The organism is Allolucifera butyrica, assembly GCF_900476375.1.
GTDB classification, from domain to species: Bacteria; Bacillota; Negativicutes; order Sporomusales; family UPPP01; genus Lucifera; species Lucifera butyrica.
This window is the reverse complement of record NZ_UPPP01000105.1, coordinates 126,955-139,105: the sequence shown is the minus strand read 5'-3', so window position 1 is coordinate 139,105 and position 12,151 is coordinate 126,955. Positions and strand designations below refer to the sequence as shown.

Genomic DNA, 12,151 nt, shown 5'->3' with positions numbered 1-12,151 from the left:
CTCTGTCTCATTTTAATCCAGCATAGCCGTCGGAGCTGGCTTTCTCCCCAAAGCCAATTCTATCCAGGTTGTCAAAGCAAAAGCCAGCACACTCGCCAGTGAACCGGCAATAATCGCCATAATACCATAAGGCTCATTCAGATATTGCCAATAACCACCAGCGATACTACCCGCCACAATGGAAATAAGGCCGGCACTTTTCGTAGCCTTTTTCCAGATAAGCCCGAAAATAAATGCGGCAAACGGCCCGGCCGAACGCATGGTAAAAGCAAATACCAGCATAGGGATAATCGCTTTCGAGGCCAATGAAATTATAATGCCGGTCATGCCGAATACAAGGACCATGGCCCGGGTAAAAGTCATAATCTTTTTGTCTCCCATGTTTTTATTAACATATTGCTGCCAAATATCCTTGGCAAATACGGTAGCGGCCCCCAAGAAGTCTCCCGAAGCAGATGAAAGTGTGGCAGAAACTACTGCCGCCAGAACAATACCGGCAATCCATGGTGGGGTCAATTGCACCGCTACGGTAGCCAGCGCGGTGTTGGCATCGATTTCAGGAAAAGCAGCCAGAGCAATCAGCCCCAATATGGCCGGTACAAAAGAATACAGCGCCATGAGTCCCCCGCAAAGCAAAGAACCGGCCACCGCGGTTTTCGCATTTTTTGCCGCATAATAACGCTGTACGGCTTCTTGTCCTGTGGAAAATGTCGTGAAATACATGACAATAAGGCCAAGAATCGTCGGCCAGCCAATTTTACTGAACCCAAGCTGTTCAGGCGGTATGTGGGCTACCACCCAATTCCAGCCGCCAACATTATGTAAGGCAAACGGAATAGCCAGCGCAAAACCGATGAGTATAAAGAAAAATTGGACAAAATCAGTTAACGTAACGGACCACATGCCGCCAATCATGGTATAAAAGGTAACAACCGCCCCGGACAACAAGATCGCCGTATTAAAATTCATCTTGAGCAACACGCTCAAAATGGTAGCAGTGGCGGTAATTTGAACACCACCCAGAGTAACCAGTGATACTACAGAAAGAATACTGGCAATCACATAGGACTCAGTGCCAAACCTTCGCCCGATAATTTCCGGCACGGTAGTAGCCATAGCTTTGCGCAGCATTGGGGCCACAAAAGAAACCATCAAAATCGCAACCCCTGCAGCTGTGACATACCAGCCGGCGGAAAGGCCCCAACTGCCGTAGGCCTTAGCGGCGACTCCCACGGAACTTCCGCCGCCAATCTCCGTTGCCGCCAACGTACCGGCAAACATAACAGGACCCAATCTTCTTCCGGCCAGTAAATAATCCTCTGCGCCTTTAATTTCTTTGCGGCCTGCATAAATACCGATGCCAATCATGGCACACAGATAAACTGCCATCAATAACCAAATAACACTCATCTCTCATAACATCTCCCCCAAAGTAATTAATTTCATTTTATGACAAAGATAGCTAGGAAATTCCCTTAGAAAATTGTACTGGCAAAAAAAGACTTACCGGCCATTAGCATAACCTAAGCCGATAAGTCTTTTCTCTTTCGTGAATTTACCGCTTTCTTTCCGATCCCTGTCTTTTTCCTACCCTGCATAATGTCGGCGTACGCTAACGGCGACAATATGGCCGGCATTAATAAAAACCACTTCGCCGGTCCGGCAAGGAGGAACCGGACTAGTCAATCGGATGATGAGATATAAATCTTTCTCTTCAACTGCTGTTTCCTCTGTTGCCGATACGTCCGTATTTTGTTCTGCCTGGGTCTTGCCTGGAATGTCCCCGTCTAAACTGCCGCCATCACCGAAATGGAAGCTGCCGTAACCGCCAAGCTTGATTTCTTCCGCTGCTAACGGGGTAATTACCTCCCCCGTAAATATGAAACTGGTATCGGTAAGAACGGTAACAATTACTTCCGGTTTCACAGCCAACCCCTTTTTCAAGACAGACACTCGGTTCACTCCCCGTAAATTAATGATAGACTTCTACTTCATAGTATTCAATATTATGTTAAAGGTGATATGTAAACTTCGTTCAAATAGAAGAAATTGACGGTATCAGTGGCAATTATCGGCGCTTCGTTAACCGGAAAAAAAGTATTGACCGCAACCAGCGGGCCAGGTTTTTCCTAACAAAACAAGGCTGTCTAAAACAACTTTTTAAAAAGTCATTTTACGACAGCCCCAGCCACTTCACAGTCACTTTTCCGGATACCAGAACCTCACTTACTTTTAACTTCCTTATCTTCGTTATTGGCAGTTGCCTTGGCGGTAAACAGTTTAATGCATACACCGCCCAGTCCGGCGGCAATCGCTAAATAGAGCAGCATTAAACCAATGACCGGCACATTAAACAGCAAGGCCATCAACAGGCTTCCGAGGAACACATTGAAATATTTTTTCGGCTCCTGCCAGTTTCCGTATTGGGAAAGGCTTTCCCCGGCGCTCAGGGAAACCGCACTAATGCCAACGGCAGCAAGTACTGCCAGGAATAGGAGCAGTAGGAAAGCCAGCGGCAGACCGATAATACTGACCGAAAAGATAGCAATTAGCGTTAGCCCCGCCAAAATGCTCAATATTCCCAGAAAAACCGCTTTTAGTTTGTTCTCTCTTATGGCTTGACTAATGTCGCCGATTAATTTAGGACGCAGCCAAACCATTGCGGCGGGAATAAGCAGCAAAACAGCAGTAATGGCAAACTGGGCAAGCCACATGATAAGCACGATGAGCCCTGCTGTTAACAGACTGCTGATGGCAAAGACATCACCGCCATACTGGAAAAAACCCTTATGGATAACAGCCCCGTTCTCGGCAATGATCTTTCCTCCCAGAACAATCACACGATCTCTTACATCCGCGGTGGAAGAAAGAAAAACATTGCCGTTAACGACTACCAGTTCATCCGTAACCGAACCGTTGATATGGGCATCACCCCCTACAACCAGAACCGACTTAACCTGCTCTCCCGTCCGAACCGTAACATCGGAAAAACTGATTATGTTTCCCATCGTTATGGGCGCCGCGAACGCCGTTACGGAAAAACTGAGAAATAACAAGAACAGCACCGCTAATTTATACCGGTTTAAAAAACGTATCATACCTGCCCCTCCTCCATATGCCAAACGCCCCGCATTGCCACAGCGAGAAATACCAGGAAGGCTGAAAAGAGCAGGGCCAGAACGGCATTAAACGGCAATGCGGCCACGAGTTCCAGCCAGAAAGAAATAAATTGGATGGCATATCGCGTTGCAATTTGCAAAACCGGAAACAAAGCAATTGTCAGCAGCATCAATACCAGGGCCATACTTCCCAGGACCCCGCCCACGGCATAGGACCAAAAGGACACCATCTCCCGCTTATTGATTTCCAGCATAACTTTCCGGGTAAAGCCGTCCCCGGCCTCAACAGAGCAAATCTCCTGCCGGAAGGCCGCCATGGCCTGCCGGATAGTCTGAAGCCGGCTGTTGCAGGCAGCGCAGCTCCGGCAATGCTCCTCCATGTGTACCTTCATTTCCTGCGCCAGTTCTCCATCAAGATACTCATAAATCAGATCTTCCCATTCAGAACATTTCATTTTTCTCACCTCTTGCCAAACCTTGCCGCAATTTTTCTCTCGCATGGTTAATCCGGGACTTGACAGTTCCCAAGGGAATTTGAAGCAGACCGGCGATTTCATCATAAGACAAGTCTTCAATCTCCCGCATAACCAGGACGGCCCGGTGCTCCGCAGTCAGTTCCGCCAAAAGAGCATAGAGTTTCTCCCTGGCCTCCCGTTTCTCGGCATATTCTTCCGGTGTTTCTCCCTGATAAGCCGGCTCGGCAACGTCCCCCAGGGAAACGTTCTTCGTCGCCGCCGGCCTTTTTTTATAGTTAATGCCGGTGGTAACCGCAATTCGCAGCAGCCATTTATAAAATCCGTCGGCATTATTCAGTTTAGCTACATTTTTATAGGCTTTTATAAACGTTTCCTGCGCTATATCTTCCGCGTCCTCCCGGTTTCCGGCAATCCCAAAGGCAACGGCAAAAACGCGGTTTTGAAACCGCTGGACCAGCACGGCAAAGTCCTTTTTATTTCCGCCCCGGGCTCCTTCTACCAGTTCACGCAAATGATCGTCCACATTGTCTCACCACATCCTATAATTATAACCGTATACCTCTTTCAAAGGCTAAAACCGGAATCGCCTTTTCCACCTTGGCCCAAATGGAAAAAATCAGGATAATTGGTTTTTCAAGCAATCCATGATAACGCTCTACCAGCCAACTGCTCATTATACCCACGATCATACCGCCAATGACATCCGTAGGATAGTGCACACCCACATAAACCCGGGAAAAGGCCAGTAAAAAGGCAAAACCTAGCATTCCTTTTCCACCGTATGCCTGGCTGGCCACCAGGCTGCGGGCAATCGAAAAGCTACCTGTCGCATGGTCGCTGGGAAACGAAGCATCCGGATTCACCGGCACCAAAAGATGAGCCGGATGGTTTATATAAGGACGGTTGCGAAACCAGGCAAAGCCGATGATTTGATTCACACCCAGTCCAATTAAAGCGGCCGTAAAGGCATATAATGCTTTCCGCCGGTTTTCCGCCAATTCTCTTTTATCCGCTCCGGTAAACCATAGCGCCACTAAATACAATCCATATACGGCCGGCCCATACTCGGCAATATAAATCATTACTCTATCCAACCAAAGAAGATGTCCGGAAAAATTGTTAATGAAATGGAAAAGCAGCATATCATAGTGCATAATAGTTATATCCTCCCTAACTGTTTTTCATTAATAAAGACAGTCAGGATATCCATAAAGTTCACTATTCTTCACCGGGAAATTTTTACAGTAAATCCCGTTCTAAGAAACAGGCCTGCATAGTTGCATATCGCAACCATGCAGGCCTGCTCCAGTCGTATTATAACTTTTAAATCCGGAAATGATTGATGGTTTTCTGAAGCTCCTGGGCCATATTGGCAAGATTCTGGCTGGCGGACGCGATTTCCTGCATGGAAGCCGATTGTTCTTCCGTAGCCGCAGATACCGTCTCCGCTTCCGCCGCTGTTTTCTTACTCAAATCATTAATTGCTTTCACAGAAGCTACAATTTGCTGACCGCCGCTTTCCATCTGCCGCAGAGCGGCAGATATCTCCGTAACCTGATTCGATACCTGCGTCACCAGTTCCGCGATTTCCCGGAATGCCCCGCCGGCATGGCTTACTATTTCCGTTCCCTGACTAACTTCCCGGGTACCGTCGTTCATAGCCGAAACGGCCTTGGCCGTATCTCCCTGAATCTCGCTGATAAGAGCGGCAATTTGTTTGGCGGCCTCCTCCGATTGCTCGGCCAGTTTCCGTACTTCTTCGGCCACCACGGCAAAACCGCGTCCCTGTTCACCGGCCCGCGCCGCCTCAATGGCGGCATTCAACGCCAGCAGATTGGTCTGGCCGGCAATGCCGGCGATCGTATCAACAATCTGTCCGATCTCCCGGGACCGCTCACCCAGATTGGTTACGACCTCAGCCGAGGTATTCACCGTCGTTTCAATCCGCTTCATCTGGTCAACCGCTTTACCAACCGAAATACTGCTGTCTTTGGCCTTATCAACCGCCTGAACAGATTTTGCCACGGCCTGATTCGCATCGGCCGCCGCTTTCTGAATGCTGGCCGACATTCCTTCTACCACCGAAGAAGTTTTTTGTACTGCCGTCAGCTGGCTGTCCGCTCCCTGGGCGATCTCGGTTACCGAGCCTGCCACTTGATTTGACGCCTGGGCCGACTCATGAGAACTGGCAGTTAGCTCCTCTGATGAAGCCGCCACCTGCTCGGCGCTGCCATGTACCTTCGAAATCAAATCGCGTAAATTGTGGGTCATCTGATTGAATCCGGCAGCTAACTGAGCCATTTCATCTTTTCCCTCAACGGCCGCCTGAACCGTGAGATCTCCTCCGGCGACCTGACCAACTTGCCCGGCCAGAACGGCCATCGGTTTCGTGATCCGTTTCGCCACGATAAAGGTAATCAATACCACCACAAGAATCGAAATAAGAGCGATCAGACCGAACAACCATCTCAATTTAGCCAACGGCTGGTAAACAACCGCTTCCGGCACATTGATTGCTAACGTCCAGCCGGTCAGCGGTACCTTTTGATAAACCATAAACCAGCTTTGCCCGTTATCCGCATATTGGGTAAAGCCATGATCTTTGCTCATTATATCCTTGAAAATGGGGACCATATTCTTCAGCTTTTCCGCTTTAAAAATGTTTTTGGACACTAAATCGGCATCCCGGTGGGCCAGTATGAATCCTTTGGCGTCAAACAAAAAAGCATATCCCGCGCCGTGCAAATTGATGGCCTTTACATTATCCACCAGCGTTTTGAGCAGTATATCTTCCGCCACAACGCCACGGACTTGCCCCGCGGCATTTTTAATCGGCATGGCAACCGATACGGCCATCTGCTTGGTTACCATGTCCAAATAAGGGTCGGTAAAAACAAGCTTAGACTGTTCTGTTGCCAGTTTATACCAGGGACGGACCCGGGGATCGTAATCCGCAGGCGGCGTCCAGCCGCTGCCATCCACCATTTTTCCGGCTGCGGAACCGAAATACATATCGGACAGCTCGTTATCCACCGTCTTATATCCCGCTACCATGGGAACGGTAATTTCGCCGTCCCCGGTGACGCTATGTATAGTGCCGGCGGTAATTTCAAGCATTTTGGACTTGCCAATAAGCCAACCGTCGAGCTTATTCACGTGGGAACTGACAGCTGCCTTCATTTCCTCCCGGATTCCTGCCGCCACCAGTTCCTTCGTGAACATGTACCCGGCGATTGACGATGCGAGGAGAACGGCGATAGTCAAGAGTGAAAAGATTGCGGTTAGCTTGGCTTTTAAATTCATTTGTCTCCCTCCTCGAAACATATTTGTAGATCAATAATTGTCGATAAAAGAAAAAAATCCTGCTAAAATGTAAAATAAATTTTTCACTTATGTAAATGTGTAAAGCATTTTACAAAATGTTTACAAGACATTGTCGAAAAACCATGTTATCATAAATATGGAAGATTTTTCAGTAAATCTTTTATCTGACTTCCTAAAAAATAAAGCGGCGCAAAGGAGTTGTTTACTATGTGTTGTGACGAAGAAGAACTGGAAACGGCGGAAGAACCCCAGGTACTGTTCACCGATGATATTGATATCCTCGAAGACCGCTTGACCGATATTATTGTTGCCGCCGGTTTACCCGAAGAGCAGCGTGAAGCCGTATTGCGGCTCATATCCGACGCGCTGGAAGACCACCACGCCGACATTCTGGATACCTTTGAAGATGTCCTTGGCGAGCTGAATCCGGAAACAGCCGAATAATCGTTAGACTTTGCCCAAAGGCCACACCCAGGTGTGGCCTTTTGCTTAACTTAACATTCATCTCCACCCGTGTCCTTTTTATTAAAACTTATATTTTCCAGTACTAAGAAAAACACGAAGTGTTTTACAACAGAAGGAAATTATGGGGCTTTTCGGATATTAGCATATAATTTTTTAGCGAAACTAAATCCGAAAAGTTATAATTTCTGGATCTTTTATAAAAACCCGGCCTATTGACCGGGCTTTTTATGGTAACCGCAAATACATGGAAAGCATCACCCCGATAGTGATCCCGCCAACAGCAATAAGGCCGTAGATGATATCTAACAGCATCTTCATACCCCCTTTAAAATTAAAAAAACAGTAAAGTATATGACGGACCCTTCAATAATATTCTTCAAAAAATCATACAAAAGCCGACACGGGACTTAAAAAATAAGCCGCTCCATCCCGAAAGACAGAGCAGCTAAGCGTGAACCTTATTAAAAAACTAAGTCCCATTTTGTATAAACCAATTTGCTTTTCCTCTGATTGTATCTTCACCGCTCCACGGTTCATCTCCATTATGCAAAAACCATAGATCCCAACTCTCGCACGAATAACCCGGACCATACTTTCCATCGGGGTAGCCGTATACGCATCCTGCTCATTCTCCTCTGCGCACAAATTGGGTGGATCCGCGGCTGTCTGCATTTGCCGAACGGCTTTGACTTCCGCGTCTATAATCTATCCTATGAGCGCAACCGGTACCAGGATACGGCGCCAGCCTAAAATATTACTACCTACCCGCATATTTTTCATAAAATCGAATATCTTCCGCTAACAATTTCTGCAGTTTGGATAAAAGAGTTTTGTTTTCCCTAATCTCTTGTACTTTTATGTTATATGATTCGCTTGGATTGGTGTTTACTTCCGGAAGGGCAACATTTACCTGTAAAATTTTACCTAATCGCAGAAGCTCTTGCCCTAAAGCACTATAACCTCCAATAAAATCAAATACAGCCATATCAACATCCCTAAAAAATAGTTCGGTATAGATATTTTGTATTAACGGCAGCCGGCAAAACTGTTCAATGGATAATTTATAATCGAGAAAATAACTGTGTACGCTACCTGTATGGGGGAATTTCAGCCAATAGAAATATTGTGAGATAGCCCGCTCTACAGGCTCTCTCAGAAAAGTAATTCGTATAGCGTTCTTTAGATATTGATATTTTTTCACCCAAAAATGTCCGTGTACTACTCTCTTATGTTCAAGTTCAGGATATCCATCGCGATATTTTTCTAAAAAACCGCAAGGGTCTATATTCACAATGGAAACAGGCTCAGTCAAACCATCACAATAATCCAGATATACATTTTCTTCGCTATATGTCGCTTGCAGCCACTGACAAAAAGAACTGCCGGCACATTTGGGCACGTGAACCGATATAAGCATTTTCGCATCTGACTCCATTCTTTTCATCTCCTGTCTACGAACTCATAGTCCTCCGCTACAATATATGAAATGTAGGCCGTCCAAGTATCGCCGGAAAACAAAAAACAGACTTATAAATTGAAAAAACCGCCCTGGATCAGGACGGTTTTTCCGGTTCTTATGCTAATGTTAAAGGACGAGCAACCCTCGTCCAGTTCATTTCAAGCTCCGGTTCTGCGGTAAATTCCGGATAACCCATTCCGGCAGCAAGGAATAGAGAAACCGCGCCAGTGCCGCCTGTTTACGGTGGTAGAGCCAGCCCGCATAGGCAATGCCGAGACCGACGAGGGTCAGCGCAAACGGAAAAAAGAACGAATTCGCAAAGACACTCCAGGCTAGATAGCCAATATAGCCAAATGTACCGATTCCTCCGAACACGATAAAGACCCGGCGTTCCAGCAATACGCCGCAAAACATCATCAGCACGTTCACGGCGCAATAGGCGGCCCGCGAAAACTCGCTTGTGCTTTTTAATAAAGAAATTCCGCCCCAGAATGCAAGCACACCGAAAATGTAGAGCCATTTAGAATAATCCACCCTTTGCCGGGAATCCATTACGAATGCAGCGGCCATCATCACCAGGCCAAAAATAACCGAAACGTACATGTGATAAATAAAATGGCCATTCGCCGGAAAAAAAAGCGGCACAATATCCATCGACAAATACCACAGAGTAAAGGCTACCGGCGCCATGGCAAAGGGGATCCGGGCAAAAGGGAGTGATAAAACGCCCGCCGCTACGGTAGCAAACTCAATGACAAACCAGCCGCTTTTTACCCAAATATAAAAGTCGTGGTAATAGCCCGGGTATCCGGAGGGCCAAATACCGAGCGCTTTTTGAATTCCATAAACGCCCAGAGGCGTTGTGCCCACGGCCATAACGATAAGCAGACCGCTCAGTACCGGCGACTTCGCTCTCATAAAGTGTGCGGCTAATATAAAACACACAGCATAAACAGCGGCAATGACAAAAAGCCCCAGTCCACCGAGGCTGTCCCAACTGGCATTCACATACCATCCCATAGCGGTAATTACGATGAGAGCCCCCAAATAGTAAAGAAACTTGCTTATCCTTAACCCGTTTCCATCCAGCTGAATATCCTGTCCCTTGCCCCAAAACTGCCAGAGCTGTTCCGCCTGCTCCTGGGTAATAATACCCTGGCGGACCGCCTCGGCGATCCCGTCCCGGTCAATTTCCACTTTCATGCTGCCACTCCCCATATATAGTATTCACGGCAGCCATTAGCACTACATTTCAGGCGTCCGTAACATTGCATGCACTGTTACGAACGGTTCGCTCCTCCCGGCCCAAAATCCTGCTGGAAAGTCTCTGTCCCATTGCTGGGAAATGCTAGCCAAGAAAGGCCCAAATAGTCCTTAAAACGAATCAATTTTTGGTCAAGCGGGCGCTTTCCTGATTCGCCAAAAATAAAACCATGGACTCTCCTACGCTAAGAAATTCGGGCATTCTACACCTCCCAATAAAATGTGCCAGGTTAACTCTCTTCTTATTTCCCGGAAATATTAATCTTGATTCCATTGCAACATTTACGTACCGGGATGGATAGAGTATAATAAAATTGGTTTTATTTGGATACCCTGAATTTTAGGACCGAACAGGCCCTGGGGAAGCATTCCTTGCTTGGCGGCGCCGGATGCTTCCGGTTTTTCTTCTCATTTTATGTTGGCGTTGGTTCCCACCTCCTATCGTGCTTGGCCTTGAGGGGACTTTTCGCTTATCAAATCGCCAAGCATTTACTTCTAACGCTATAGCAATTTTTTGCATTACCAAAACGGTTGGCTGCTTTTTGTCCGCTTCCAATTCCGGCAGGTAGATCCGGGAAACGCCGGACGCTTCAGATGACGTCTGCTGCGACCATCCTTTCAGAGATTAGACATAAGCACGGCATCAAGAAACCCGGCGATAAATGAGACAAGAAAGGCCGCCTTCGCGCGAATGATTTTCTACTAACACAATCTTTTTGACGTCCGCCCAAGCAGACGGATTATTTAGGAAAGAGAAGGGATGCGAATGGAATGGAATCATCAACCGGCTCAATACGTTGGGCGACCGGTAAAGCAATTTGTTTTGGTATTCATACTGACCATTTTAGTTTTGATTTCCCTATTCTGTAAAATACCTGCGGCGCTTTATCCCAATCATATCTATGGCGTTATTATGGATACCCGTATCAATCCGGACGGCAGCATCTGGATTTTAACAGATGATTCATTCCGGTTTTATGCCAAAACAAGGAGCCTCAGTTATACGTCCTCAGGACTGCATAGAATTTTTTGCCAAACAGACTTATATTTGTACAACCCCGTAGAAAAAAGGGTCTTAAAGAAGATTGTTACCAAGCTTGATGACTTTCCCCGGAAGTGCAGTTTAGCTGAAGAAAATGGGCACCTCTGGCAAATATTCGAGACCGGGGACATGAGCAAGATGATTCGTGTTTTCGATGCAAGTTCCGGCGACCCTTTGCTGGACACAAATCAATTTCTAGCTGGACATAACGAACTAAAACAAGGTATTGCCGCGATCAATTACAAGGATCAACAGAAGCTGATTGAGCTGGAAACCAAAGATGCCAGAAAATTCATTTACTTATTAGATGACCATTCTTTAATTCCTGATACGCAGGAAGCAGTTAATAAAAACCTGCAAAAACATTATGCAGAGCTAGGCCGGACAAATATCTTTGCTTTCATGAATGAAGATTCAAACAACAGTTCACGAAAAATGCTTTACCGAGTCAGCGGAGAGGCCGCAAAGCTGTCTAAAGAGACCCTATTGCAAAATCTCCGTATAGACAACCTGGATACTGGGTATTTAACCGGAGAAGACTTTGAATATAGCCGATTGACGCCGGAAGCGGTCTATCTGGAACCGATATTAATCTATCAGGACAACGACCTCGTTGTTTTTCTTCACCAGGACCAGATCGGAGCTGACGCCAGGCGAATGTTGACCTGTGTAAATTCCGAGGGAATTAGAAAATGGACGGTTCCGCCGGATCAGTTATTTCCAGAACTGATGCTCAAAAAATCGAATGCTTTTTCAGACAAATTTTTTATGCAGGATAATGTCAAAGGCGAAAAAGCCGGCAAGACGTTTGTTCTCCAAGTAAGGGATTGCGGGCTGGAGGGCTTTGATATCGATTCCGGCCAAAAACTTTGGCAGTTAAAGATTCAGTAAGTTCCATAAGTTTTGCGCACACGAAAGATCACTAACGCGGTCTTTCGGCTTTTGGCACAGGGCTCAGGGCGCGGGGAAAATCAAAAGAAGCGGCCGGGAGACTAAATCCAGT

At 46.8% G+C, this 12,151-nt stretch carries 12 protein-coding genes; 2 read left to right on the top strand and 10 right to left on the bottom strand.

From position 1 onward, the window contains the following. Nucleotides 1-12: 12 nt before the first annotated feature. From LUCIF_RS21530 to LUCIF_RS21495, 7 genes are all read right to left on the bottom strand, one after another. Nucleotides 13-1,410: a sodium:solute symporter family protein gene (locus tag LUCIF_RS21530; protein WP_122629890.1), complete on the bottom strand. Its 1,398-nt coding sequence runs from the start codon at nt 1,408-1,410 to the stop codon at nt 13-15. Nucleotides 1,411-1,587: 177 nt separating this feature from the next. Further along, the gene (locus tag LUCIF_RS21525) at nt 1,588-1,953 is read right to left on the bottom strand and encodes a hypothetical protein (protein ID WP_122629889.1); all 366 of its coding nucleotides are present in this window, start codon (nt 1,951-1,953) and stop codon (nt 1,588-1,590) included. 269 nt (nt 1,954-2,222) lie between these two features. Continuing rightward, nucleotides 2,223-3,098, bottom strand: coding sequence for a DUF8173 domain-containing protein (locus LUCIF_RS21515; RefSeq protein WP_122629888.1), 876 nt, complete (start codon nt 3,096-3,098; stop codon nt 2,223-2,225). After that, nucleotides 3,095-3,574, bottom strand: coding sequence for an anti-sigma factor family protein (locus LUCIF_RS21510; RefSeq protein ID WP_165866103.1), 480 nt, complete (start codon nt 3,572-3,574; stop codon nt 3,095-3,097). Before LUCIF_RS21510 ends, LUCIF_RS21515 begins: the two co-directional genes overlap by 4 nt. Then, complete coding sequence (locus LUCIF_RS21505; protein ID WP_122629886.1) at nt 3,561-4,118, bottom strand: RNA polymerase sigma factor; 558 nt, start codon at nt 4,116-4,118, stop codon at nt 3,561-3,563. The genes LUCIF_RS21510 and LUCIF_RS21505 overlap by 14 nt, the downstream gene beginning before the upstream one ends. Nucleotides 4,119-4,140: 22 nt before the next feature. Continuing rightward, a complete protein-coding gene (locus LUCIF_RS21500) occupies nt 4,141-4,749 on the bottom strand; it encodes an undecaprenyl-diphosphatase (protein ID WP_122629885.1) in 609 nt (202 codons plus the stop codon). 169 nt (nt 4,750-4,918) lie between these two features. After that, nucleotides 4,919-6,898, bottom strand: coding sequence for a methyl-accepting chemotaxis protein (locus tag LUCIF_RS21495; protein ID WP_122629884.1), 1,980 nt, complete (start codon nt 6,896-6,898; stop codon nt 4,919-4,921). A gap of 228 nt (nt 6,899-7,126) precedes the next feature. Between LUCIF_RS21495 and LUCIF_RS21490 the strand changes: the two genes are divergently transcribed. Next, nucleotides 7,127-7,363: a hypothetical protein gene (locus tag LUCIF_RS21490; protein ID WP_122629883.1), complete on the top strand. Its 237-nt coding sequence runs from the start codon at nt 7,127-7,129 to the stop codon at nt 7,361-7,363. Nucleotides 7,364-8,141: 778 nt separating this feature from the next. On the opposite strand, the gene LUCIF_RS21480 is transcribed toward LUCIF_RS21490, so the two are convergent. From LUCIF_RS21480 to LUCIF_RS27415, 3 genes are all read right to left on the bottom strand, one after another. Next, nucleotides 8,142-8,819, bottom strand: a complete 678-nt coding sequence (locus LUCIF_RS21480) for a sulfotransferase family 2 domain-containing protein (RefSeq protein WP_165866102.1) — start codon at nt 8,817-8,819, stop codon at nt 8,142-8,144. A gap of 177 nt (nt 8,820-8,996) precedes the next feature. Further along, a complete protein-coding gene (locus tag LUCIF_RS21475; protein ID WP_165866101.1) occupies nt 8,997-10,046 on the bottom strand; it encodes a DUF2157 domain-containing protein in 1,050 nt (349 codons plus the stop codon). A 400-nt stretch (nt 10,047-10,446) separates the two neighbouring features. Further along, on the bottom strand, nt 10,447-10,728 hold the full coding sequence (locus tag LUCIF_RS27415; RefSeq protein WP_122629879.1) for a helix-turn-helix domain-containing protein: 282 nt from the start codon (nt 10,726-10,728) through the stop codon (nt 10,447-10,449). Nucleotides 10,729-10,872: 144 nt separating this feature from the next. Here LUCIF_RS27415 and LUCIF_RS21465 point away from each other — a divergent pair, with 144 nt between their 5' ends. Then, nucleotides 10,873-12,039 carry a hypothetical protein gene (locus tag LUCIF_RS21465; RefSeq protein WP_122629878.1) on the top strand — a complete coding sequence of 389 codons (1,167 nt, stop codon included), beginning with the start codon at nt 10,873-10,875 and terminating at the stop codon, nt 12,037-12,039. The last annotated feature ends 112 nt before the right edge of the window (nt 12,040-12,151 follow it).

Bases quoted from the DNA above. Each gene is read 5' to 3' on its own strand.
- LUCIF_RS21530 (WP_122629890.1), bottom strand. From the start codon at position 1,410: ATGAGTGTTATTTGGTTATTGATGGCAGTTTATCTGTGTGCCATGATT.
- LUCIF_RS21515 (WP_122629888.1), bottom strand. From the start codon at position 3,098: ATGATACGTTTTTTAAACCGGTATAAATTAGCGGTGCTGTTCTTGTTA.
- LUCIF_RS21510 (WP_165866103.1), bottom strand. From the start codon at position 3,574: ATGAAATGTTCTGAATGGGAAGATCTGATTTATGAGTATCTTGATGGA.
- LUCIF_RS21500 (WP_122629885.1), bottom strand. From the start codon at position 4,749: ATGCACTATGATATGCTGCTTTTCCATTTCATTAACAATTTTTCCGGA.
- LUCIF_RS21495 (WP_122629884.1), bottom strand. From the start codon at position 6,898: ATGAATTTAAAAGCCAAGCTAACCGCAATCTTTTCACTCTTGACTATC.
- LUCIF_RS21490 (WP_122629883.1), top strand. From the start codon at position 7,127: ATGTGTTGTGACGAAGAAGAACTGGAAACGGCGGAAGAACCCCAGGTA.
- LUCIF_RS21480 (WP_165866102.1), bottom strand. From the start codon at position 8,819: ATGGAGTCAGATGCGAAAATGCTTATATCGGTTCACGTGCCCAAATGT.
- LUCIF_RS21475 (WP_165866101.1), bottom strand. From the start codon at position 10,046: ATGAAAGTGGAAATTGACCGGGACGGGATCGCCGAGGCGGTCCGCCAG.
- LUCIF_RS21465 (WP_122629878.1), top strand. From the start codon at position 10,873: ATGGAATGGAATCATCAACCGGCTCAATACGTTGGGCGACCGGTAAAG.